This is a genomic window from Bradyrhizobium sp. ORS 86 (assembly GCF_045571475.1).
In the GTDB taxonomy this organism is placed as follows: Bacteria; Pseudomonadota; Alphaproteobacteria; order Rhizobiales; family Xanthobacteraceae; genus Bradyrhizobium.
In genome coordinates this window covers 1345898-1370550 of record NZ_CP120699.1, presented here as the reverse complement: position 1 = coordinate 1370550, position 24653 = coordinate 1345898, and the positions used below count along the sequence as shown (strand labels likewise).

Sequence of the window (24653 nt, the reverse complement as noted above, 5' to 3'; positions counted from 1 at the left end):
GGGCAGCGAAGCCTGACATCCCATTCCGCGTCACCTCGAAAGCGTTTTCCTGGCCGGGCTTGCTGCCTTGGATCGGCCAAGTGCCCAGTACAGCAGAAGACCCGCGGCGAGTGTCGCGCCTGCACCAGCGACGACAGCCCTACCCTCGAGGCGCGCCGGCGTTTCATGATAGGCTTCTGCTGCTTCGCGTGCCGAAACATCCTGCTTCGCCTGGAGCGCCAGTGCCAGCAGTTCGGCCGGATGAATGGCCCAGCGACGCGCGCCATGCCAAATCTGCTCGCGGCAGCTGAAACCGTCGGCCAGCACAAGGGTATCCGCCGGCGCTCTGCGCACAGCAGGAAGTAGTCCCTGCTCGCCGATCTTCATCGATAGATCGTAGTGTCCGGCCTCATAGCCGAATGAGCCGGCTTGGCCACAGCAACCGGCCTTTGGGTATTCGACCTTGAGGCCCATGGCATCGAACATCCGCTGCTGCATGTCGAAGTCGAGAACGGCTCGATGATGGCAGTGCGCATGGGCGAGTGCGGCCCTCTCAAAGCGCGGCGGTTTCCAATTGGCGTTCCTCATCAAAAATTCGCTGAGCATCATCGTCTGTTTGGCGAGACGATGCGCATCGCGGTTGTCCGGCATGAGATTGACGAGCTCGTCGCGAAACACGGAGACGCAGCTCGGCTCAAGGCCCACCACCGGCACACCGGCTCGAATAGCGGGACGTAACTCTTCGATCACCCGATTCAGCTTCCGCCTTGCAAGCCCAAGCATTCCGTAGTCATAGAGTGGCCGGCCACAACACAGTTGCGCAGCCGGAACGATGATGCGATAGCCCGCGTCCTCGAGAACCGTCACCGCAGCTTTGGCGGTGCCGGGGAGAAAATAGTTATTGAAGGTGTCGGGCCAAAGAATGACCGGCGGCCGCGTCCTGTCACGGACACGGCGACGCTCGTGGAACCAGTGCTGAAAGGTCTCGGCACTGAATTTCGGTGCGTCGCGCTCGCGGGCGAAACCGGCCGCACGCCGCAAGGCTCCGCCGAGACCCGGCGAGTGAATCAGGAAATTGGCGAGCCCGGGAGCCGCTGCCGCGATTCGAGCCCAAGCAAAGACCAGCCCCATCGAATAAGCGGCAGCCGGCCGCAGACGACCGGAATAATAGTGCGACAGGAATTCCGCTTTATAAGTCGCCATGTCGACGGAGACGGGGCAATCATGCTTGCAGCCTTTGCACTGGAGACACAGGTCGAGAGCGTCATGCACGGCTCTCTCACGCCAGCCGCGCGTAAGTTCGTCGCCCCGCATCATTTCGAACAACAGATGCGCCCGGCCACGGGTCGAGTGCATCTCCTCACGAGTGGCCTGGAAGCTCGGGCACATCACCTGGCCGTCAAGCGCGCGGCACTTCCCTACCCCGAAACAACGTTCGGTTGCGGTGGCAAAGGAACCGCGGTCATTGGGAAACTTGAAATGTGTCTCAACCGGCCGCGGATGATACTCGGGCCCCAGTCTTAAGCTCGTATCGAGCGGCTGCGGGTCGACGATCTTGCCCGGGTTCATTCGCCAGTGAGGATCCCAAATCGACTTGAACTCGCGAAACGCCTGGATAAGCTCGGGCCCGAACATTTTGGGCAACAGCTCGCCTTTGGCCTGTCCGTCGCCGTGCTCGCCGGAAAGCGAGCCGCCATGAGCGAGGCACAGATCCGCCGCCTCATCCATATATGCGCGAAATTTTGCGACGCCTTCCGCGGTGCGTAAGCCGAACGTCATGCGTGCGTGGATGCAGCCGTCGCCAAAATGACCGAAGACCGTATAGCCATATCCGTATCGCTCACACAGATTTTTAAAGTCGCGCAGATAGGGGCCGAGCCGCTCGGGTGGAACGGCCGCGTCCTCCCAGCTCGGCCAGGCCTCTTCGATATTCGGAATGTGGCTCGATCCAACTCCTGCTTCCCGGATTTTCCAAACAGCAGCTTGGTCGTTTGGATTGCCGATGACCTGCGCGCCCGTCGACTTGGTGCGAGCCCGCTGCAGCCGTCTATAGGCGTCCCGAGCTTTGCTGTTCGCATCGTTCTGGTCCTCACCACCAAACTCGACGAGGAGCCAGGCATGGCCGTCCGGCAACAGAGCAGCGCCGGGCGCCGCCTTCCCCTTGCGCTCCATGTTGGTGACCACGTGCCGATCGATGCCTTCGAGCGCGACCGCGCCGAGCCCGCGGATCTCCGGCACATCGTCCCCGGCTTCGGCGAAATCCGCATAGCTGAGTACCAGCAGTGCGTGCGCAGCAGGCGATGGGCGCAACCGCACTGTCGCAGATAGCGTGAGGGCACACGTGCTCTCGGATCCGACAAGCGCCCGCGCAATATGGAAGCCGTTCTCCCGCAGGAGCGAATCGAGGTTGTAGCCCGAGACACGCCGCGGGATATTCGGATAACGGGTCCGAATTTGGTCCCCATAGCGCTCTGCGAGTTCGCGCAGTTTCTGGTAGATTTCGGCGCGACGACCGCCGGCGCGGCGGACTAGCTCAAATGCATCATCCGAGGTTTCCCCCGCGCGCATCCGCAATCCATCATAGGTGAGGATCTCGAGTTCCTCGACATTGTCGACGGTCTTGCCGCCCCAGAAGGTGTGCGCGCCGCAGGAATTGTTGCCGATGTTTCCGCCGAGGGTGCAGTATTGGTGGGTGGCAGGATCGGGAGCAAAGGTCAGGCCATTGCGCTTTGCTGCTTCCCGTAGTTGGTCGTTGATGAGGCCCGGCTCGACCTTGGCAAGCCGCGCATCCGGATCGAGCGCGAGAAGACGGTTCATATGCTTGGAAAAGTCGATCACGACTGCGACGTTGCAGCACTGGCCGGAAAGACTAGTTCCGCAGCCCCGCGCGAGAATCGGCACGTCGCGCGCCCGGCAGCTCTCGACGGCAGCGCTCACGTCATCTGCGTCGCGCGGAATAACCACTCCGATCGGAACGTGACGGTAGATCGAAAGATCCGTCGCATAGAGCGCGCGTGATCCGGTATCGAAACGAACCTCGCCCTTGAGGCGGCGCTGCAGTTCGTTCTCAAGCTCCCGCGCCGCGTTGCGACGGCGGCGCTGCACCATCGCGGATTCATCGTTAGGCCCTTCGCGAACCAGCGAGGTGATCTCGGAACCGACGCTCATTCCTTGCCCCCATCCCCGCCAGTCAGCTTTTCGATCGCGCGGGCGGCGGCACCGAAGGGGCTGCCCGCGAAACTGAATTCCTGGGCGGCATGGCGACCAATGGTGAGCCCGATCGGTCGTCGGTTCACCTCGCCGCGAGCCAGCGCGATTGCGAGCTTCTTCGCCTCGTCGTTGGTGACGACGGGTGGCCATGGCGGCTCGAGCGGATCGACGACGCACTCGATCACCACAGGTCCCTCCAGCGCGAGCGCCTCCCGCAGTTGGTCGCGGCAACGTTCCGGTTCCTCAATGCGTATGCCTCGAGCACCGCAGGCCTCGGCGACCTTGACAAAATCGACTGGAGCGAGGTCGACGCCGTATTCTGGATTGCCCAGATAGAGCATCTGCTCCCACTTGATCAGCCCGAGCGTATTGTTCTTCAGCACCACGACTTTGACCGGGAGCTTGTTCTGTATCAAAGTCACGAAGTCGCCCATCATCATGGTGAACGATCCATCGCCGGTGAAGGCGACAACTTGGCGATCGGGATACGCAGCCTGCGCGCCAATCGCATAAGGCAACGCCGCGGCCATTGAGCACATGGTTCCACTGAAGGAGAATTTCTGGCCCTCGCGCAGACGCATGCGCGCGGCCCAGGTGGTCACGGTACCGGAATCGCCGCACAAAATCGCATTCGAAGCCATCAGATCGGGCAAGTGCCAGCTCACCGCCTGCGGCGGCATCGGACGTCGCAGGTCCATGGCGCGCTTTTCCATCAGCGCCCACCACTCTTCCATCTCGCGTTGCAATTTCGCGAGGAAGCTGCGGTCCTCGTTACGCTTCAATCTTGACAGAAGCGCGCGCAGTGTCGCCTGCGCATCGCCGACCAATCCGACATCGATGGGGTGACGAAGTCCGATGTGCTCCGGCTTGTCGTCGATCTGCACGCTAACGGCCTGACCGGGCTTGGGAAAGAATTCGATGTAGGGAAATGAACTGCCGACGATTAGCAGTGCTTCGCAGCTCTTGAGCGCTTCCACGGACGGCCGCGTTCCCACGACGCCGATGCCGCCGGTCGTGTATTCACTGGTGTCAGCGATGCAATCCTTGCCGAGCATAGCTTTGATCACGGGCGCGCCGAGCCGTTCGGCGACCTGCTCCAGTTCCGCGCCGGCGCCACGCGCCCCCGCTCCAGCGAGGATCGCGATTTTGCTCTTGCTACCCAGCAGCTTGGCGGCCTGCTTGATCAGGGCATCATCGGCCGGCAGGCGCCGTGGTTGTTGATAATCAGCCGACGTGTGCCCCTTGACGTTGCGCTTGAATCTCCGCTCGGCACTTGCCGGCATGACCTGGATATCGATGGGCACGGCTACATGGGCGACGGCTCGATTAGCGAGCGCGGCGCGGCAGGCGAGGTTAACGACGTTCTCCAAGTGCGCCGGCCCCATGACCCGTTGATTATAGATAGCCACATCCTGGTAGAGATAGTCCTGGTTGATGTCCTGCAGATAGTGCGTCCCGATCAGATCATGGTAAGTCATGCCAGTGACCGCGAGCACCGGCGCGCCGTCGATCTTCGCATCGTAGAGACCGTTGAGGAGATGCACGGCGCCAGGCGCAGCAGTGGAGAAGCACACCCCGAGGCGTCCGCTGAATTTCGCGTAGGCCGACGCCGCAAGCGCCGCAGTTTCCTCGTGCCGACAATGGATGTAGCGAATACGATCCTTCGTCTTACGGAATGCTTCGACCAGACCATTGATGCCGTCGCCCGGCAAACCAAACACCGTGTCCACGCCCCATTGCAGCAGGAGGTCAACGAGATGATCGGATACGGTTGTGGGCATTGGTCGCTCGGCGAGATAATTGCGCAACATTGGTGCTAAGCTACTGCCGCATAAATCGTTCCTGTAGCGCGGCGACGCTCGTGGACACCCGTCACGCGACCGCTGCAGCCCACCGCTTTGCCGCGTTTGCCACGCCGGTCCTCTATAACGCCGCCTGAACGTGCAATAGCTCATCGCTCTGAATCACCAGTCGCGGAACTGCGTCGTGGCCGCTCGGCATAGGATCAACGGCTTGCTCATAGCGTCGATGCCTGCCGCCCCTCTAGCGTAATGGCGGCAGCACAGGTTCTCTGGTCCATCGCAATGGCGCACTGGCGCCCGTGCCACCGGAACCGCGGTGGCGCGGCTGCCGCGGACAGCTTGATGCATGTCCCGAGACGCTCGCTGTGCAGCCAGGCGGCCGACACCCTATGGATATGAACGCCACCAGGATGTTGGCTTTCGGGGAAAACGCGATCGCGAAGGCCGCTGCGATGCAGCGCGCTCGCACTTCAGTACCGTAGCTGCCTTACATAAAGGGTTTACCGCCGGTGACCGGGATGGTGGCTCCTGAAGTGTAGCTCGAAAGAGGATCGGCCAGCATCACGTAGGCCGTTGCGAGTTCAGCCGGCTGCCCGGCGCGCTTCATCGGCACCTGCTCGCCGAACGTCGTGACCGCGCGTTCCGGCATGGTGGATGGTATGAGCGGCGTCCAGATCGGTCCTGGAGCAACGGCGTTGACCCGGATTCCTCTTTCGGCCAGCATTTGAGCCAGCCCGCCGGTAAAGTTCTGGATTGCCCCCTTGGTGGTGGCGTAGGCAAGCAAGATAGGGTTTGGCATATCGGAGTTCACGGACGCGGTATTGATGATCGCGCTGCCGGGTTTCATGTGGGGCACGGCCGCTTTCGTCAAATAGAACATGGCGTGAATGTTCGTCTCAAACGTTTTCTGCCACTCTTCGTCGCTGATCTGGCCAATGTCCTTGAAAGTTGCCTGGTGAGCGGCGTTGTTGACGAGGATATCCAGACCCCCTAGCTCGTCGACGGTGCGCCGAACTATTGAGCGACAATGATCGGCGCTGCGGACGTCGCCAGGAATAAGGACGATCTTGCGCCCCTCGCCTTCGACTATTGCTTTGACCTCCGCAGCGTCTTCATCCTCGCAAAGATATGCGATTGCCAGATCAGCTCCCTCGCGCGCAAACGCTATCGCGACTGCGCGTCCGATACCACTATCTCCGCCCGTGATGATCGCTCTTTTTCCCGCAAGCCTGCCGGCTCCCCGGTAGCTCTGCTCTCCGTGGTCAGGCCTGGGGTTCATCTCGACGGTTGAGCCCGGCATCGGCTGTGTCTGGGACGGAAAGGGTGGCTTTGGGTAACGCGTCATGATGAGGCTCCGAAGGTTCGTTCAACCAACCGGCGCTTGCTGCGGCCGTTCCTTGTTGGTCGTCGAAAATCGAGGGCGGAATCTGCTCCGCGGCCGCCAATGCCGTCGTATGTCGGCCGGTGGTTGGCACTTTCCTTACTGCGTCGCGTCACCGCCCAAGCGGAAATCATGTTCCTTTCGAAGTGCGCGGGAGGTCACTTCGGTGCGCCACCGCTGAACTATCGCGAGCACGGCCTCATCATCTCGTGTTGGTGGCGGTCGGCGCCAAGCCTGAGTTCGGCTACCACCTCATCATTTTTGGCTCGCCCCGGTCGGTAGAACCATCCATTCCGGAAGCGGCGCGCCGTCGCGGTGCCGACCGCCGGCAACCGCCGCAACCCAGGCACCCACGGCTCCGAGCAGGGTGGCAACCGCCACCGAAAATGCCAGAATGACCATGCTATGGCGGGCGTGGGCGATCGTACTCCTGGAACTCGCAATTGCCTGATCGACGCGCCTCTCGGCGTCGACAGCCGCAAGGCCAGTCAGGGTCTGGACCTGCTGTATGAGATGCGTTCGATCATCCCCGTTCACGCCATGCCGGCTCGATCCAGTCATCAGAATTCGGCCGGCCTCGGCGCGTTCGACACTCATGTCGGCATTCGGAAGCCGATGCGGCGAGCGCAGAAGTCGATCGAGCTCGTAACTCAGGAGTGGTTCGGCGGAGGTGGTACTCCCGGCGATGCGTGATGAAGAGGGACCGGTGACCGCAGCTGGGCTCACCATCCCCATCACGATGGCGCCAAGGAGGACCGCGAGCGCCCACGTTGTCAGGCCATGAAGGCCATCGCGCGTTTCCATGTCCGAATTTCGCTCGGCTCCAACACCATCGCGAACACGACCCGCAAGGTAGCCGCCGAGGCCGAAACTGGCGATTGCGAGCAAGATCAAATAGAGACCGGAGAGCAGCGATAGCGCGGCCGATGCGTCTCGCCAAGTTGGCGATGCTGAGCTAACGCCGAGACCGATGGTGACTCCAAATGTCATCAGAACGAAGGCAAATGCCGCTGCCGCAAACGCGCCAGCGATAATAGGTGTCCACTGCAGATATCGAATTTGAACTGGCAGTGTCGCTGCCTCGTCTTCGACGAGTGCGGGAGCTTCGCTCGTCATGATCGCTTCCCTCACCGCAAACCAAAAAACGAAAGAATGGCCATTATCACCACGATCAGGCCAATCAGATAGATCAGCTGGTTCATTTGATCTCCTCCACCGCTTCCTCCCCGAGGCGGATAATTGCGGTCGATTTGGAATGTTCCTGTCCGATCTATCGGCACCAGGCCGGGCGTAGCAACCTTTCTGACGGCAGGAGCGGACTCCTCCTCCGTCGGCTGCGGCGTCCGAGATGCGACCCGCCCCTTGCGGGCATGACGCCGTTATCGAGAGCCGCTCCGCGCCACCACCCGTTCCCGTGCGAGACCTGGTCCCCTATGGCGATGGCCAGATACGAATAAGATCGGCAGTCGAAGCTAGCTCGATCTGGATGCTGAAGCGCTCTCGATATAGCTGCAACGAGGCGCTATGGCTTTGGTCCGATGAACTGCACAGCGCGTCCGCCGCGAGAATGACCCGATAACCGTGGTCAATAGCGGCAAGTACGGTCGCCAGCACGCAGACATCCGTTTCGCCGCCCGATATTACGAGTGTATCTACCCGATGCGCTTCGAGGTAAGTCCGCAGGCGCCCATTGCCGAACGCGCTGTAGGTGCTTCGGTCGATGACCGTCGCGTTCACGGCACTCGCCGCGAGTGCGGGCATGAGCTCGATCAGTGCCGGATCGAGGTGTTCGCCGGTGACGCATTCCCATTTCTCGTAATAGGTTCGCCAAATCCCGTGTGCGTCGTGCTTTGAACGCGGCGGAATGAAGCGCGTGAATACTGTGCGACAAGCGCAATGTCGCGTCAGCGCTATGGCACGCGGGAGAACACGCTCCATCCACGGCGTCGCCCAAGGCGCACCCGGTTCGAACAGGCGCTGCATGTCGATGCAGAGATGAACCGCATTGGGGCCGGGTGAACTGGGCAGCCGTCCCATAGCTCACGTTACGGTCAACGCGGCCCGCTCGGTCGAGCCAGCCGTCTTTCGCGAGATACCGCGCACGATCCCTATATCGGCTTTGGTCGATCGAACCATGATCGGCATGACACTTTCGCCTGAGATAGCGCCCCCGGGGGGCCGCAGCAGAGATCTAGCAATGTGTCCGAGCAGTTCGCGCTTCCCTCCGTCGCATATCTCGCAGACGGCCGGGTCCAAGCGACGCTCGGGTCGACCGAGTCACCACTTCTGGCGACCGTACCAGTCGTTCACTTCCTTGCTGGCCTTATCCTTCGCGTAGCCATAGCGTTGCTGCAGGCGGCCTTCGAGCTGGTCCTGCTTGCCTGCAATTATATCAAGATCATCGTCCGTCAGCTTGCCCCACTGCTCCTTGACCTTGCCCCTCACTTGTTTCCAATTGCCTTCAACCCGATTCCAGTCCATCGCAACTTCTCCATCGAAACAAAAAACTATCCAACCAACCGGCCTGAGAGCGCTTCGTTCCGCGATGACGTTGCCTCGCGGATTCGCAGGCGATGCTCGCGAATGGCGGAATAGGAACCTGCCTGCCCCGCGCGGGTTGGGCAGCATTCGCTATCCCGAACCGCGGAGCAACCCCATGCCCCATCAAGATCTCAGCGCACTCTTCCTCGATACCCTGAAAGACATCTACTACGCCGAAAAGCAGATCTATAAGGCGCTGCCGCGCATGGCCAAGGCAGCCGCCTCCGATGATCTGCGTGGAGCGTTCGAGAAACATCACGATGAGACCGAGACACATATCGAGAGGCTCGAGCAAATCTTCGAACTAATGGGCAAGCCGGCACGCGGCAAGAAATGTGACGCCATCGAGGGGATTATCGAGGAGGGCAAGGACGTGATGGAAGACTATGCCGATACGCCGGCGCTCGATCCCGGTCTCCTCGCCGCGGCGCAAGCGGTCGAGCACTACGAGATTGCGCGCTACGGAACGTTGAAGGCCTGGGCAACCAAGCTGAGCATGAACGATGCCGTCAAGCTGATCGACCAAACGCTGGCCGAGGAAAAGAAGACGGATGACGCGCTCACCAAGCTCGCCGTCACTGCGCTCAACACCAAAGCTGCATGAGGAGGCAACCGATGAGACGAACCGTTATGGCGATTGTTGCCGCTGGGCTCCTGACCTCGACCGCGCTCGCCCAGTCCGTTGGTGAGAAGACTGGCGTCAATTCCGTCCTCGGCGTGGCGCCGAAGACGGCGGACTTCATCAAAGAGGCCACGACGAGCGACATTCTGGAGATCGAGGCAGCGAAAGTCGCCCAACAGAAGGGCAATCCGACAGAGAAGAAGTTCGCTGAACAAATGATCACCGATCACACAAAAACGAGCCAGGAGCTGAAACAACTCGTCGACGGAGAGAAGAAGTCCGCTTTGGCGACAGGCCTGGATGACAGCTCTGAGAAGAAGCTCGATCGACTGCGCAATACCAAACCGGCGGACTTCGCCAGTGAATATGACCCAATGCAGGTCAATGCGCACAAGGATGCAGTCTCCCTGTTTGAGCGCTATTCGAAGGGCGGCGACGATCCGAAACTGAAAGACTGGGCCGGCAAGACCCTGCCGGCGCTTCAGCATCATCTCGAGCTGGCACAGGAGATGAACAATAGCCGGAAATGACCGTAGCGCTTCGGACGCTCCTCTCCACGATGCCCTCAAATCCGGCAGGCGCCTTGCGCGTTTGATCGCATCCACAGCCGCTGGCCCTGCAACCACCAAGCGCGCGGCGCAAGGCTGCCGCGCCGATCAGCGATCTCGACAGACTCATTGACCTCCTCGGCCAGTTCCGACGTCGTCAGCAGTTGTGATCAAGTGACCAGAGCGGCACGCCAATGGATGAGGAGCACATCCCATTGCGTCCAGGTCCAGATGGACTTTGGAACGACGGGCGAGCGGCGAAAGTTCCTATCGAGACTGTGAAGCGCGCATCGTGGATGTCGGCACGGCAGTCTCGAAAGCCTCGCTGTCGAGTCTCACTCGCGTATGACAGATCGCCAACGCCGCAAGAGAGGAACGTTCCGTTTAATACGGCTTTGTTCGAAAGGCGAACGACGCACAGTCCGCCCCTTCAAGCAACGAGGTTGGTGAGACCGATCGCAAGTTGCGCGCTGATGTTTCCGCGAAACGAGTTCGCAATGACTCCGCAATGACAATGTCGACGAGTGGCGTTCAGGCGACCGAGACGCGGGTCCCGATTTACAGCGAACCCGGCGCTATACCCTGGGACTACACCCGGACCGAGACGATCGCCGATCTGACGGTTCACGTCACCGGACTGTGCCTGGGTTTCGCTGCCTCGGCCGTTCTTCTCACGCGTGTAGCCGCTCATGGAGGATTTAGGGATGTCGTAGCAACGTCGGTCTACATTACAGGTCTGCTCTTGATGCTCACTCTGTCCGCCGCCTACAATTTATGGCCGGTTTGTCCTACAAAGTGGCGACTGCGACGGTTCGACCATTCGGCGATATATGTGCTCATCGCCGCCACCTACACGTTCTTTGCTCTAAACCTGAGGGCGAACGCGCTACCGCTTCTGGTCGGAGTTTGGAGCGTGGCTGCCTTGGGGATTGCCGTCAAACTTGTCTGGCCCGGGCGTCTCGACCGTTTGTCGATCGGCGTATATGTCGCCTTGGGTTGGAGTGCCTTCATTCTCTGGAAAAGCAAGGCTGCAATGATACCACCAGAGGCGAGCCACTTATTGTTGGCAGGAGGTACGATCCTTACGGTTGGCGTGATTTTCCACATCTGGCGAAAGCTGCGCTTCCAGAACGCAATCTGGCACTTGCTCGTACTGGTCGGAGTCACTTGCCATTATGCCGCAGTGCTTGACGTTGTCCTCAACTGAACGCCATCTCGTACTCTGATCCTCGGCCGCAGCTTCCGTGTGGCGACGCCACCATACTGCCACAGGAACGTCCACTCGTCTTCCCCGGTTGAATACCTGGACACGTCTGAGATCATTACGATGGCGCGATGAAGACCACGACGCTCGAATTCGTGAAGCGAACAGTCGTTGTGATCGCGCTCGCGCCGCTTCCGCTTCTGGTCTGGTATCTGCGAGATTTTCTTCTTGTACTCATCGGCGCGCTCCTTGTGGCGATGCTGTTGCAGCTCGTCAGCGAGCCATTGGTGAGATGGTGTCGGCTCCCCGAAGGACCCGCTTTGGCGATCGCTGGGCTGCTCATTTTTCTTGCGGTTGCCGGCAGCGCCTATTTGTTTGGAACTCAGCTGACTGCCGAACTACAAGATGTGTTCAGTCGCGCAGACACTGCAACGAAAACAATCTCCGATGGACTCCAGCGGTCCCAGCTCGGCCGCGCTCTATTGTCCCATCTCAGTGGCGGCGGCTTTTCTCTCACCGGCTTCCTCGGGAGCTTCGTAACAGTGAGCGCGCGTTTGCTGGAGGCTACGATCCTCGCCGTCGCCGCGGGCGTTTATCTGGCAGTCCGGCCGACCATGTATCGCAGGGGAGCCGCCCAGCTATTTCCGCCGAGGTGGCGACCGATGGTCGAGCAAACCATCGACGACGTCGGCCGGGCACTACGCTTGTGGCTGCTCGGTCAAGCCATCCAGATGTGCGTGATCGGAACAGTCACGACAGTTGCCGTCTGGATCATTGGACTCCCTTCGCCGCTTGGGTTAGGCGCGATTGCCGGTCTTGCAGAATTCGTCCCCTACATCGGACCACTGATATCGTCGATCCCGGCTATCCTAGTGGCCGTGACCGGCGGACTGTACCCTGCACTTTGGACCATCGCGGCGTACATCATCATCCATCAGCTCGAAAGTAATCTGATCGTCCCAATGGTCCAACATAGGCTGGTATTTCTTCCCCCTGCTGTGTTGCTTCTGAGCATTGTGGCGGTCACGGAAATATTTGGCATGATAGGCATCATATTCGCTGCGCCAATCACCGTCATCGCTTTCGTTGCAATCAAGAAGCTATATGTTCGCGACGGCCTCGGCCAAGCCACTGAGCTGCCGGGCGAGCCCGAGCGCCGAACAGGAACCTATTCGTCTGCTCCCGATTGATGCGAAAGATACCGCCGGTGAGCAATGGAAATCGCCCTATCCTTCGGTTGGATGATACTCGTGTTCTGGTTGATCCTCCGCGCTCATGGCCAACGCGGCTTACTGCCTGTGCTCTACCCTGTGGCGCGCGCCATTCGCGACCCCCCGAACGTATCGGTCATCGTTCCAGCAAGAAACGAGTCCGATAACCTTCCGCGCTGTCTCCACAGCTTGCTCCGTCAGAACTACCGGCAGGATCGGCTCCATATTGTCGTCGTCGACGACAATTCCACCGACGATACGTTCGCCACAGGCCATTCCTTTGCAGCCAGAACTCGAAGCCTCAAGGTCATCAGGTGTCCGCCGTTGCCACCGCGCTGGTACGGAAAGCCGCACGCCTGCTGGATCGGCGTACGAATGTCGTGTCCCGAGGATGATTGGCTTTGTTTCATCGACGCGGATGTTCAAGCCGAGCCAGGACTCATCGGCAGCGCGGTAACGGCGGCTCGCTCGCAGCAACTAGCACTCTTGTCGCTGGCGCCCCGTCAGCAGCTGGGCAGCTTCCCCGAACGTCTCATCATACCATGCGGACTGTTCCTGATGGCCTTCCGCCAAGACCTCAAGATCGTTCAGTCGCCGCACAGCAATCGGGTCACCGCGAACGGGCAATTCATGCTGGTGCATCGACGTGCCTACGAATTGGCCGGCGGTCATGCCGCCGTCCACGACGCCATTTGTGAGGATCTCGAGCTGGCTCGGCTCATCAAGAAATCCGGCGGCCGCGTTTTGTTACAGGACGGCAGGCTTCTCTTGACCGCCCGGATGTACACGGGTTGGAAAAGCCTGTGGATGGGCTTTTCGAAGAATGCGGTCGAAATGCTGGGTGGGCCTACCGCTGCGTTCGTCACTGCACTGCTCGCGCTCATGCTGCCACCAGTTAGCTTCCTGCTTCCGATCATGGACGGCGTTCGCTGCGCCAGCGGGCATGCGTTGGATTGCGTAGCGCTGGTTCCCGCCGTTACCGGCACAGCAGCCGCAGCGGCCCTGCATATTGCAGGCGCATTATATTTTTGTACCCCGTTCTGGTATGGCCTGATCTTTCCGCTCGGCTACGCAGTTGGGGGATGTCTTACCCTCGACAGCGTTCGTCGTCACTGGCGCGGCGACATCATCTGGAAGGGCCGGAGCTATCCGTGAACCAGCGAGCTCTCCGCACGCGGCCCCAAGCCGACCACGAACATGTCAGCCGGATCTCGACCGGAACGGTGCTTTTCATCATCACGGCGACGGCAGTTACCGTCTACGAATTGCAACTGGTGCTGATTCCCTTCGTCCTTGCCGGGGTGATCAGCTACATCTGTGCACCCGCAATTGCCTGGGCAAGCGCCAGGGCTCACCTGCCTCGTCTGTTAGTTTCGGTCGTCGCATTCCTGGTGATTCTAGCATTCGGCGCGGTCATTGGCTTGCTCGGAATTCCGCCCCTGGCTCGCGAGATGACACATACCGCCACCGACCTTCAGGGAACGCTCAACCGCCTGGCCGCAGCGCTGATCGACGGTGACACAGTCAACTTGCTCGGTCAGCCAATGGATTCACACCAACTGGCAGCCGGGATCGATCAGGCCGTTCGCAACTGGATCGGCAATGCGCGGGTACTCTCGGTGATCGCGGGAAGCGTCTTTGTTGCCGGGTTCGGCTTCCTGCTAACGCTGGTTCTGCTATTCTTCTTTATGGTTAGCGGCCCGTCGATCGTTCAAGGGCTGCTATGGCTCGTTCCGCCCGGTGAACGGCCATTGATCGAGGACCACATTCTGGTGCAGGTCGATCCGGTGCTGAGACGTTACTTCATCGGGGTCGTCGCAGTCGTGTGTTTCGCCGCCGCTTTCGCCTATGCCGGCCTAGGGCTTCTGCTTGGAGTTCCACATGCTGTGTTCCTTGCCCTGATCACCGGGCTCCTGGAGGCGGTGCCGGTCCTTGGCCCAGCGATAGCAGCAACCCTTGCCGGCCTCGTGGCTATTCAACACAATTCAGAGCTCTCGGCGATTATTGGATACGCAGTCTACCTCACAGCGCTGCGACTTTTGATCGATCAGTTATTTGGGCCCGTCGTGCTTGGTGCGGCTAGCCGGGTGCATCCCGCGCTTGTCATTTTCTGTTTCCTGGCCGGAGGCACACTGTTCGGCGTCGTCGGAATAGTCATCGCAGTTCCAGTCGCACTCATCATCAAGGCAACGCTCTCAGCGCTCTACGACGAGCCAGCGAGCGGACTTCCCTTGCGAAAGGACTGACCGAACGGACGAGCGGTGAGGGCATGATGATCTTGACTCCCCTTGTTTCGATCATCGACAGCGCGCTTCGCGCGCGGCAGGGAATATTCGAGTACAGCCAATGCCCCCACTGCCTCTTCCGATTGCAACTTTCGGCGGTCAGCCGCGACATCGCTCTGGCGGATGGAACGCACCTTTGTGCCGGCAGCCGTCTGTTCAATCTCCATCTCTGGAATGAGCATATTCCCCCGTATCCAATCCAGGGTCCAACACTCGGCTGGTCCCGACGGATGTGTCGGGATTTCGAGACATCCCTCGAAGAGCTTGCGGCCTTTATTGTAGGCAATCCCGCTCTTGAGGACGTAACAGCGGTCGGTGGGAAAATGATGTTCGGCTCGACCGAGCAGACCGACCGCGTCGCTCATGTTGCGAAACGATATGGCTTTGTCCACGCGCTCTGTGCCCCGCGCGGCCGCTCGATTGCGGAAGGATTGCACGTGATCGGCGAAAATATCCTGGTCGCGCTGATCGTGGTCTCTCACAACCCGGCGGCGTTTCGAATTAAGTCCCTCCGACGCGATCGCGTGCCGGTCTACCTTCGCCGCGCCGAGCTCTTGAAGCGTTACGGCGCTCGCGCGGGCGCAGCATCTGCATATCAGCCGAGTGGCGTGCGGAAGCGCCCGAGCTTCGGCCCGACGGCAGATGACCGCAAATAACCGTGGCTACCGAACCACGAAATCGCATCGTTCACGGCCTCCACGTGTGGCCGCGCGCGATATCCAAGCTCACGTTCAGCTTTTTCAGACGTAAAGAACATCTTATACCGTGCAAGGCGAATGCCCGCCCAGGTCGCGAGCGGCTCATTGCCCGTGAGATAAGCGGCCATCTCGCCTGCCAACGCGGCCGGCACCGCGCCATACCATGGAATTCGAATCGATGGGCACCGCCGTCCGACCGACGCCGCGATCTCGGCGAGCAGCTGGGAGAACGGGACGTTCTCGCCCCCGAGAATGTAGCGCTCGCCGATCCTGCCTCGCTGGAGCGCTGCGAGATGTCCGCGCGCGACGTCGTCAACGTGCACAATGTTCAATCCAGTATCAACGTAGGCGGGAATCCGCCCGGTTGCGGCGGCAAGCACGATTTTTCCGGTCGGAGTTGGCTTGATATCGCGCGGACCGATCGGGGTGGACGGATTGACGATGACCGCGGGCAGCCCGTTCTTTCGGACCATATCGACGACCAGTTGTTCGGCGATTATTTTGCTTTGTTTGTAGGCGCCGATTGCCGCCCCAGCCGACATACTCGCCGCCTCGTCAGCTGGCACGCCACCGTGTTGAGGGCTCAGCGTCGCCACGCTGCTCGTGTAGACGATGCGCTCGATGCCGCTGCGCAGTGCCTCCTCCATGAGGTTTCTCGTACCTGTGACATTGGTCGCGAGAATCTCTGCGCTGTTCCATAGTGAGAGTCTGTAGTCAGCTGCGACGTGAAACAAACATCGACATCCGGCACAAGCCGGCCGGAGCGAGGAGCGGTCTCTCAAATCACCTTCGACATACTCCACGCCGCGCACATTAAGGTCCCGATATCGACTGTTTCGGCGCATTAGAACCCTGACATGGAAACCACTACCCAGCAGCGCGCGAAGCACGGCGGATCCAACAAAGCCGGTGGCGCCCGTGAGCAACAAGTTTGCGGACGTACTCATAATCATGCTCGGATCGACGAAGTTTCTCTAGAGTTGAATTGCTCGGACGCTGGAACCAAGGACCTCAGAGCAGTCACGAAGAGCTTTACGAGCCAACCACCAGTCCGCGGAGAGCTTGATGACATCAAGTGTGTCAGAAGGCCGCCCAAGCAATGAACAACTGAGCTGCCATCGACTGGTCTCGCCATCACTCGAGAGGCAGGCAAGGGCTGTCGGGGGGACATTGCGTCCGGCCGCGTCGATTACCACACGAAGCGCAACGAACCGCATCGAGTTAGCCGCGGCCAGGCGGGCGATCAGGTGAGACTCCATGTCGGCGATCAATGCACCGGTTTGACGCTGCAGTTCGCTTCGTGACGCACAAGCCAGTATGGGAACATCGATTCCGACAATCGGACCGTACACGGCGGTTGGAATCGCCGAAAGCAGCCATGCCGACCAGACATCGTCCGTCATGATGCTTCCGGTTGATGCAATGATCTCTGATCCGACCACGATTTCCCCGGATCGCAAGTCGGGACTCAGCGCACCCGCGACCCCATAGCTGACTATACCTCGACAACCGTCAGCCGCAGCATGCTCAATGAACTCCGAAAGGTCAGCCGAGCCCGGTCCCCACGCCTCTTTTTTGAAATGGCGCCCGACCATCTCGGCCTCGATCGCGAGACCCGCACAGACGATTGCCTGCCCGGCTTCTGCGACTGTTCTAGGACTTCGATGGACCCTGGTTATCGCCATTGTGAAAATAGCGCGCGAACAGCCCAGTGCCACGCGACGCGTCATTCGTCGCGCTCCGAATCACCGTGGCTTATCGAGATAACATCGCAGCCAATGCTTCGTTTCTATCTGCCGCTCCGACATGAAAAGCTCTTGCGGAAAGTAAGCGGCCTTCGAGACTGGTAAGCCTTGGGACGCTTTAACGTGTGTTAATCAGCGGAGCAGGCGCTAGGAACGCACCGAGCGCCCTCTCGTTTGGATTACGTGCCCAATGGCCGGAATAACTGCCTCCATGTGGCTCGCGGCTTGTGGCTCGCGGCGGCCCGACCTCATCCAGTGGCTGCCGCGCTGCGCCGTCGGACGGGGGGCGCTCCAGGCTATTTGATCAAGAAGGCGATCATTCGAGAATGTCGGGTTTGAGCGAGACCATCCATATCGTGAGAGAGATCTGTATAGCCGGCGCGATCCTCGGCATCGTCTATAACATCCTCGCTGCAATCCTGGCGGTTCGCTTCAACAAACCATCGACGCTTGATCGATCGTCGGTGCACCCCGTGACGATATTGAAGCCCTTGCACGGAAGCGAACCAGGCCTGTTTCGGCGGCTCGATGCGCTTTGCAAGCAACGGTACAGCGGCAAGATCCAACTCATCTGCGGTACGCAGCAGCGCACCGATCCCGCCAATCAGGTGGTCCGTCTGATGCAGAGGCTTTATCCGGCCATGGAGATAGACCTCGTTGTCGGCGATCGTGTGCGGGACGAGAATCCGAAAGTCGCAAATCTGGTCAATCTGGAAGCGAGGATCCGTCACGAAATCATTGTTCTGTCCGACAGCGATATCGTCGTCGAGGATCGCTTCGTGAGCCACCTCGTTGACGAGCTGGATAATTCCAAGACCGGGGCGGTGAGCTGCCTATACCACGGAGTTGCAGCCGGCGGCGTGTGGGCCAAGGTCTCCGCACTTAACATCAACGCACAGTTTCTCCCCAACGTGATTATCGCGCTGGCGTTCGGCGCAGCCAAACCCTGTTTCGGTTCGACGATCGCCATGCGAGAGGATGTGCTGAGACGAATCGGCGGCTTTCAACCATTTCTGGACGAGCTCGCCGACGATTATGCGATCGGTCGGGCCGTTCGCGCTATCGGGCTGGATGTCGTTGTCCCGCCCTGGGCGGTTGGGCACGTCTGCTTTGATCGCAGCTTTCGCTCGTTCTGGGAGCATCATCTGCGCTCGTCGCGCACCATCCGCTCGATCGAACCCGTCGGTTATGTCGGAACCATATTTATGCATCCCGTGATGCTTGCTTTCTTCGCTGTCTTGACGGGAGCGCAGCATCCGATCGCCTTGCCGAGCATCGCATTTGCCAGCCGCGCCATCTTGAATTTCAGTATCGAACGAACCTTCGACTTGCGACGGCACTCGCTCTGGCTCCTAGCGCTTCATGACACGATCTCATTTGCAGTCTTCATATGCAGCTTCTTCGGCGCCGCCGTCGAATGGCGCGGCCAGAGTTACCAGATCTTTCGCGACGGTACGATCCAGAAGGACAGCTTCGACTAAGGCCCCGGGCCGACCGTTCAGCCGCCCACGGCCGCCGGTCGATGGGCAAACCGAGGCCACTCTCCGCCCTTGCGATGGCCTTAGAACTTGAGAGCCGTTCGCAGCAGAGTGCGGGCCATCTTCACTCAGGCATTCAAGTTTTGCAGCCGATGTTGGTTCCCACGAACAGGATGGAGCTGCCTTGCCTCGGCAGTAGGAACATCCATTGAACCGCGCGATTGAAGAATTCGAACTGCCACGTTCCTGAGAGCACATGCGGGCACAGTACCTCATCCTCGCGCTTGCGACCTTCGTGGCCGGATGTCAGCGGGAGGAGAGAGAGTTGCGCCTCGATCCGCCCGTGGCCGACGCTCTCAATAACGTTGCACTGATGCCGAACCGGATCAGCGGGGCCCCGCCCGAGGTCTACTATGCGCTGGGAAAGCCTTACGAGGTCAACGCCTATAATCTCAGCCAAGGCAAACGGTTGTACGCCTGGCTCGGCTGCAGGGTATGCCACGGCGATGGGCAAGGCGGTACTGGCCCGAGCTTTCTCGATGGCTGGTGGTATTATGGCCCTGAGATGGTATCGATCTTCGCATCGATCCGTGATGGGCGGCCGCATGGCATGCCGGCCTTTCGCGACAAGCTGACGACGGATCAGATCTGGCAGCTTGCGGGCTATGTGCAAACCATCGGCTCTTACGAGGGGAAGACTGCAGCTCCTAGCCGCAGCGACGACAAGCAAACTCGCCCGTCGGAGAACCGCGCGCCCGCGAAGCTGCTGTTCGACGAAGGGCCCACGCCGATCCATCCCGACCAGGGACCCACGCCGTGATCGGGTCTCGCAGCAAGTTCGCGGCTTGCGCGTCGCTCACAGTGCCTCTCGCAGGTTGCAGCGGCTGGCAGTCGGTCCTCGACGCGCACGGCACGTCAGCAATCAGCTTGAGACAGCTGATCATCCTGATCGTCGTGGCCTGCTGCATTGTGTGGATGCTGGTGATGATCGCCCTCATTTGGACGTTGTGGCGGGGCCGCCGGTCGACAGACCGCTACCCCCCGGTTCCGGAGCGACGAAAGACGATCGCAGTAACAGCCGCGACAATCCTGACGACCCTGATCATCAGCGCCTTCACCGTCACCAGCTTCTTCGCCACACGTTCACTGAGCGTTGCCGGACAGGACGACCTGCAGATCACGGTGCGTGGACTGCAATGGTGGTGGAGCATCGACTACTTTAGCAATGACCCCGAACGGCACTTCGAAACCGCCAACGAGATCCATATCCCGGTCGGACGCAATGTCCATTTCAAGTTGGAAGGGCTCGACGTCATTCATTCCTTATGGGTGCCAAGCCTGGCCGGCAAGCAGGATCTCATCCCCGGCCGCTCCAATGAATTAACGGTGCGCGCCGAACGCCCTGGGATCTATCGCGGACAGTGCGCCGAGTTCTGCGGTATGCAGCATGCGCACATGGCATTTCTGATCATCGCCGACGACCAGTCCGCGTTCGACGCCTGGACCGAGGCGCAGCGACGGCCAGCTCCGGCGCCGGGCGATGAGACTCTCACGGCCGGGCAGCAAGCCTTTCTCGAAAAGCCATGCTCCGGTTGCCACACCATTCGCGGCACAGCCGCAGCCGGCACCGCGGGACCCGACCTCACCCATGTCGGCAGTCGGAGGTACATTGCGGCCGGACTGTTCGAGACCACACCGGGCTCGATCGCGGCTTGGGTTGCAGACCCGCAGACGATCAAACCCGGCAACAACATGCCATTGGTGCCGCTCGCGCCCGCCGAACTGCGGTCGATTTCAGCCTATCTGGCCAGCCTGAAATGACCCGCGACGCCACAGCGACCGATATACGCGATATTGACCTGCCGCGCCCCACGCTCGAGGTTACTCTCGCGGACACCTGGAAGACGCCGCCGGGTTTCTGGAGCGCACTCGCGAGCGTCGACCACAAGATCATCGGCCGCCGTTACATTGTGACGGCCTTTGTGTTTCTCGCTCTCGGCGGGATTCTTGCCATCCTGATCCGGCTCCAGCTTGCCAAGCCAGAGTCACGTTTGATTGGGCCTGATCGTTACAATCAGATCTTCACGATGCACGGCGCGAACATGATGTTCCTGTTCGCAGTGCCGGTCATGGAGGCTGTTGCGGTCTATCTCGTCCCGCTCATGGTCGGCACCCGAAACATCGCTTTTCCAAGGCTGAATGCTTTCTCATACTGGATGTACCTTGCCGGCGGCGCGTTGCTGTGGAGCGCATTCGCAATGGACATGGCTCCCGATGTCGGCTGGTTTGCCTATGTGCCTCTGTCCGGCCCGCAATACGGTACTGGGAAACGCGCCGACATCTGGGCCCAGATGATCACGTTCACGGAGTTGTCGGCACTCGCCGTTTCGGTCGAACTGGTCGTCACAATCTTCAAGCAACGAGCACCAGGCATGACGCTCGACAGAATCCCGCTATTCGTATGGTCGATGCTCGTCACGTCGTTCCTCGTCATCCTGGCCATGCCGGCGATCATGGTCGCAAGCAGTACGCTGATCCTGGATCGTCTGGTCGGCACCCACTTCTACAATCCTGCCGAGGGCGGCGATGTGCTGCTCTGGCAGCATCTGTTCTGGTTTTTCGGTCATCCCGAAGTATACATTATCTTTCTTCCAGCCGCAGGCATGGTCTCGAGCATGATCGAACCGTTCGCGCGCCGTCCGGTATTCGGCTATCTCGCGCTCGTGATGGCCCTGATCGCGACGGGAATTCTCTCGTTCGGGCTCTGGGTCCACCATATGTTCGTGACGGGGCTGCCGAAGCTTGGCGACAGCTTTTTCACCGCCTCGAGCATGGCGATCGCCGTTCCGGCCGGAATCCAGATTTTCTGCTGGTTGGCGACGCTCTGGGATGGGAAACCTGTATTCAAAACCCCGCTGCTTTTCGTCATCGGCTTTATTGTCACGTTCACGATCGGTGGCCTCACTGGAGTCATGGTCGCATCCGTGCCGTTCGATACACAAGTTCACGACACCTACTTCGTCGTCGCGCATTTCCACTATGTGCTGGTCGGCGGCGCCGTCTTTCCGCTGCTTGGCGCGATCCACTACTGGTTTCCCAAAATCACCGGCAGATTGATGAACGAGATGCTCGGGAAGCTGTCGTTCTGGCTGATCTTCCTGGGCTTCAACGCAACGTTCTTCCCCATGCATATTCTAGGTCTGCAAGGCATGCCGCGTCGAATCTATACCTACCAGCCGGATATGCCTTGGCAATACACGAACCTCTTCGTGAGCCTGAGTGCGATCGTACTGGCGACGGGATTCCTTCTCTTCTTCATCAACGCAATCTGGAGTTTGCGATCCGGGGGCGCTCCCGGCGACAATCCGTGGGCGGCACCGACGCTGGAATGGGCGACGTCATCGCCGCCGCCGGACTATAATTTCGCGTTCATCCCAGTGGTACGCACAGTGCATCCACTTTGGGACGAGCCCGACGTCCCCTCCGCTGCCGGATTGCGGACCGACCGTCGCGAGTTGATTGTCACTTCGATAGACAGCGCCGAACCTCAGGCACGGGAAGCGTCCCCGCGCAATTCGATCTGGCCCCTTTGGGCAGCAATTGCGACCACGGTCATGCTGATCTGGTCGATCTTCTCGCCTTGGGCGGTCGTGTGGGGATCGGTTCCGATCGCCATCGCGTTGATCGGCTGGTTCTGGCCTAAGGGAACGCCGGAGGACGAATCGTGACGCAACGCATCGTTCTCGATCTCGCGAAACTTCCCCTGCACGGCTTGAGCACGGCTAGCGTCACCTGGTGGGGCACGCTCGCCTTTATGCTGATCGAGGGCACAGGGTTCGCGCTCGTCCTCGCCGTCTATCTCTATCTGATGAGCCGGGCCGTCACATGGCCGATCGATGCGCCACCACCGGATCTTCTGCCAGGCACGCTGGTCACCGTCACCCTGATCGCGAGCGTCGTTCCAAACGTCCTGATAGCACGCTGGGCGAAACAGCAGAAGCTGAGCCGGGTCCGGGCCGGACTCATCGTGATGTGCCTGTTCGGTATCGCTCCCCTGGTCATCCGCATCTTTGAATTTCCTGCGCTCAGGATCAATTGGGACGCCAACGCCTATGGTTCGGTCGTGTGGACGCTGCTTGGATTGCATACCACGCACATCATCACTGACCTTGTCGAAACGTTTGTATTGGCGGCCCTGATGTTCACGCGACACGGAAGCAGTTCGCGACGGTTTGGCGACGTTGAAGACAATGCGATGTATTGGAACTTTGTCGTTATCACTTGGCTTCCGATCTACGGCTGCCTCTACTGGGTCTCACGGTTATGAGCGCATCGCAAATTGTTCGGAAACTCAGCGACTGGGCGGGCCTTTGGCTGGCACCCTCGCTTTGGGCGGTGAACATGCAGCTCGGGCAGATCCTTCCCTACCGCGACTGCTATACCAACTCGCACATTTCGGCCATGGCGTCGTTCGTCGCTGCGGTCCTCGCTGCATTGTCCGGCGTTGTGTCGTGGGAAGGGGTTCGACGGGTCGGTCAGGAGAGAGTGCAAGCCGCGATTGCCGTGTTTGCTGGCTCTGTGAGCGCTCTTTCCGCTCTCGTGTTTACGTTTGCCCTCACAATGCAGGGAATCGCCGCCGTGGTGCTGACGGGATGCGAAAGATAGCATTCTTCCTCGTGGCGTGGGCGTCGATTGATGCCGCTCACGCCCACTCTTACGCCGAGCCGGCCGATAGTTCGCGCTGGACTTTCGATCCCTGGGTCGTGGTTCCCCTCCTCGTTGTCGGCTCGTTGTATGCTCTGGGAGCGATAAGGCTGGCGCGACGCTCGACACGGCGCACCGGTCGAGCCTGGCGGCACCTTGCGTTCCTGATGGGCTGGCTTAGCCTGATCGCTGCGCTGGTGTCTCCGATGCATTGGTTGGGCGAACGCATGCTCGCCTTTCACATGGTGGAGCATGAGATCCTCATGGCCATTTCAGCACCCCTTCTCGTGCTCGTGCGACCCGTGGGCATCTGGATGTGGTCGTTTCCGAGACGGCTGCGTGTTGCTGGCGGCCGCTTGATGCGGAGTCGGCTCGCCGGCTCGCTCTGGAGCTTGCTCAGCGGCGGGCGCAACGCGACGCTGCTCCACGCCATGGCAATCTGGGCGTGGCACGCACCTCCTCTTTTCGACGCCGCAGTTTCTGATCCGACCTTGCACCGACTGCAACATCTAAGCTTCTTTGCAACCGCCGTGCTGTTCTGGTGGTCAGTGTTTCGACGCAGCGCAATTGGCTCGGCTGCATGGCACGTGTTCGTCACCATGCTGCACACCAGCGTGCTCGGCGCGTTGATGGCGCTGTCGCCGCGGTTGCTCTATCAGCAGGACTACTCCATTGCGGGATCCTGGGGGCTGTCGCAACTCGAGGACCAGCAACTGGCCGGCCTGATCATGTGGGTGCCAGCTGGTACGATCTATGCGGGAGTCGCGCTCGCGCTGATCGCGATTTGGATCAACGGCACCGCGAGATCCGTGAGATACAGCAATGTTGTCGGCATTTCTTAAAGCGCCAGGCCGAATGGCAGCGTTGTCAGCGCTCGGCTTCGTCCTGGCCGCGGTCACCGGTGGCCTGTGGTGGCAGGCACAGCATCAGGTCGTTGAGGTCGCTCGCACGATTACCGGAGGGGACCCTTCGCGCGCCCCCGTTATCCTGCGGCGTTACGGGTGCGCGGGATGTCATACCATCCCGGGCATATCTGGCGGCGATGGTAAGGTCGGGCCGTCGCTTGCCGGCCTGCGCCATCGTGTCTACATAGGCGGCGTTTCGACTAACTCGCCGGATAACCTGGTGAATTGGATCGTCCGTCCGCAAAGCCTCTCGCCGAACACCGCGATGCCAGCTTCCGGGATAACGGAGGCAGAGGCACGCGACGTCGCGGCCTATCTCTATGCACACTAACGCGGGGTC

23 protein-coding genes are annotated in these 24653 nt (G+C 60.2%); 15 read left to right on the top strand and 8 right to left on the bottom strand.

The features are described from left to right. Window positions 1-30: 30 nt before the first annotated feature. From P6U25_RS06295 to P6U25_RS06270, 6 genes are all read right to left on the bottom strand, one after another. A complete protein-coding gene (locus tag P6U25_RS06295; RefSeq protein WP_407150615.1) occupies window positions 31-3147 on the bottom strand; it encodes an FAD-binding and (Fe-S)-binding domain-containing protein in 3117 nt (1038 codons plus the stop codon). Then, window positions 3144-4970: a thiamine pyrophosphate-dependent enzyme gene (locus tag P6U25_RS06290; protein ID WP_407150614.1), complete on the bottom strand. Its 1827-nt coding sequence runs from the start codon at window positions 4968-4970 to the stop codon at window positions 3144-3146. The genes P6U25_RS06295 and P6U25_RS06290 overlap by 4 nt, the downstream gene beginning before the upstream one ends. A gap of 508 nt (window positions 4971-5478) precedes the next feature. Further along, entirely contained in the window at window positions 5479-6336 is an 858-nt protein-coding gene (locus tag P6U25_RS06285) for an SDR family oxidoreductase (RefSeq protein WP_407150613.1), read from the bottom strand. A gap of 291 nt (window positions 6337-6627) precedes the next feature. Beyond that, complete coding sequence (locus P6U25_RS06280; protein WP_407150612.1) at window positions 6628-7488, bottom strand: hypothetical protein; 861 nt, start codon at window positions 7486-7488, stop codon at window positions 6628-6630. A gap of 315 nt (window positions 7489-7803) precedes the next feature. Next, complete coding sequence (locus P6U25_RS06275) at window positions 7804-8409, bottom strand: cysteine hydrolase family protein (protein ID WP_407150611.1); 606 nt, start codon at window positions 8407-8409, stop codon at window positions 7804-7806. Between the two features lie 240 nt (window positions 8410-8649). Then, complete coding sequence (locus P6U25_RS06270) at window positions 8650-8853, bottom strand: CsbD family protein (protein ID WP_407150609.1); 204 nt, start codon at window positions 8851-8853, stop codon at window positions 8650-8652. 175 nt (window positions 8854-9028) lie between these two features. Between P6U25_RS06270 and P6U25_RS06265 the strand changes: the two genes are divergently transcribed. The 7 genes from P6U25_RS06265 to P6U25_RS06235 all read left to right on the top strand — a co-directional run bounded on the left by P6U25_RS06265 (window position 9029) and on the right by P6U25_RS06235 (window position 15439). Then, on the top strand, window positions 9029-9517 hold the full coding sequence (locus P6U25_RS06265) for a ferritin-like domain-containing protein (protein ID WP_407150608.1): 489 nt from the start codon (window positions 9029-9031) through the stop codon (window positions 9515-9517). 11 nt (window positions 9518-9528) lie between these two features. Next, a complete protein-coding gene (locus P6U25_RS06260; RefSeq protein WP_407150607.1) occupies window positions 9529-10065 on the top strand; it encodes a DUF4142 domain-containing protein in 537 nt (178 codons plus the stop codon). A gap of 532 nt (window positions 10066-10597) precedes the next feature. After that, window positions 10598-11290, top strand: a complete 693-nt coding sequence (locus P6U25_RS06255; RefSeq protein ID WP_407152439.1) for a hemolysin III family protein — start codon at window positions 10598-10600, stop codon at window positions 11288-11290. A 128-nt stretch (window positions 11291-11418) separates the two neighbouring features. After that, window positions 11419-12477, top strand: a complete 1059-nt coding sequence (locus tag P6U25_RS06250) for an AI-2E family transporter (RefSeq protein WP_407150605.1) — start codon at window positions 11419-11421, stop codon at window positions 12475-12477. A gap of 60 nt (window positions 12478-12537) precedes the next feature. Beyond that, window positions 12538-13653 carry a glycosyltransferase gene (locus P6U25_RS06245; RefSeq protein ID WP_407150604.1) on the top strand — a complete coding sequence of 372 codons (1116 nt, stop codon included), beginning with the start codon at window positions 12538-12540 and terminating at the stop codon, window positions 13651-13653. Further along, the gene (locus P6U25_RS06240; RefSeq protein WP_407150603.1) at window positions 13650-14744 is read left to right on the top strand and encodes an AI-2E family transporter; all 1095 of its coding nucleotides are present in this window, start codon (window positions 13650-13652) and stop codon (window positions 14742-14744) included. The genes P6U25_RS06245 and P6U25_RS06240 overlap by 4 nt, the downstream gene beginning before the upstream one ends. Before the next feature lie 23 nt (window positions 14745-14767). After that, window positions 14768-15439: a YkoP family protein gene (locus tag P6U25_RS06235; protein ID WP_407150602.1), complete on the top strand. Its 672-nt coding sequence runs from the start codon at window positions 14768-14770 to the stop codon at window positions 15437-15439. On the opposite strand, the gene hpnA is transcribed toward P6U25_RS06235, so the two are convergent. Together hpnA and P6U25_RS06225 are read right to left on the bottom strand one after the other, a co-directional pair. Further along, window positions 15379-16428, bottom strand: a complete 1050-nt coding sequence (gene hpnA, locus P6U25_RS06230; protein WP_407150601.1) for a hopanoid-associated sugar epimerase — start codon at window positions 16426-16428, stop codon at window positions 15379-15381. The genes P6U25_RS06235 and hpnA overlap by 61 nt on opposite strands. Window positions 16429-16455: 27 nt before the next feature. Further along, the gene (locus tag P6U25_RS06225) at window positions 16456-17211 is read right to left on the bottom strand and encodes a hypothetical protein (protein WP_407150600.1); all 756 of its coding nucleotides are present in this window, start codon (window positions 17209-17211) and stop codon (window positions 16456-16458) included. A 350-nt stretch (window positions 17212-17561) separates the two neighbouring features. On the opposite strand from P6U25_RS06225, the gene hpnI reads away from it, so the two are divergent. From hpnI to P6U25_RS06185, 8 genes are all read left to right on the top strand, one after another. After that, the gene (hpnI, locus tag P6U25_RS06220) at window positions 17562-18707 is read left to right on the top strand and encodes a bacteriohopanetetrol glucosamine biosynthesis glycosyltransferase HpnI (protein ID WP_407150599.1); all 1146 of its coding nucleotides are present in this window, start codon (window positions 17562-17564) and stop codon (window positions 18705-18707) included. Between the two features lie 253 nt (window positions 18708-18960). Further along, window positions 18961-19524, top strand: coding sequence for a c-type cytochrome (locus P6U25_RS06215; protein ID WP_407150598.1), 564 nt, complete (start codon window positions 18961-18963; stop codon window positions 19522-19524). After that, the gene (gene coxB / locus P6U25_RS06210) at window positions 19524-20525 is read left to right on the top strand and encodes a cytochrome c oxidase subunit II (RefSeq protein WP_407152438.1); all 1002 of its coding nucleotides are present in this window, start codon (window positions 19524-19526) and stop codon (window positions 20523-20525) included. The genes P6U25_RS06215 and coxB overlap by 1 nt, the downstream gene beginning before the upstream one ends. After that, a complete protein-coding gene (gene ctaD / locus P6U25_RS06205) occupies window positions 20522-22432 on the top strand; it encodes a cytochrome c oxidase subunit I (RefSeq protein WP_407150597.1) in 1911 nt (636 codons plus the stop codon). The genes coxB and ctaD overlap by 4 nt, the downstream gene beginning before the upstream one ends. Continuing rightward, a complete protein-coding gene (locus P6U25_RS06200) occupies window positions 22429-23031 on the top strand; it encodes a heme-copper oxidase subunit III (protein WP_407150596.1) in 603 nt (200 codons plus the stop codon). Before ctaD ends, P6U25_RS06200 begins: the two co-directional genes overlap by 4 nt. Continuing rightward, window positions 23028-23369, top strand: a complete 342-nt coding sequence (locus P6U25_RS06195; RefSeq protein ID WP_407150595.1) for a hypothetical protein — start codon at window positions 23028-23030, stop codon at window positions 23367-23369. Before P6U25_RS06200 ends, P6U25_RS06195 begins: the two co-directional genes overlap by 4 nt. Continuing rightward, window positions 23357-24250: a cytochrome c oxidase assembly protein gene (locus tag P6U25_RS06190; RefSeq protein ID WP_407150594.1), complete on the top strand. Its 894-nt coding sequence runs from the start codon at window positions 23357-23359 to the stop codon at window positions 24248-24250. The genes P6U25_RS06195 and P6U25_RS06190 overlap by 13 nt, the downstream gene beginning before the upstream one ends. After that, window positions 24231-24644 (top strand): c-type cytochrome, encoded by a 414-nt coding sequence (locus tag P6U25_RS06185; protein ID WP_407150593.1) that lies wholly within the window; start codon window positions 24231-24233, stop codon window positions 24642-24644. Before P6U25_RS06190 ends, P6U25_RS06185 begins: the two co-directional genes overlap by 20 nt. Window positions 24645-24653: the final 9 nt, after the last annotated feature.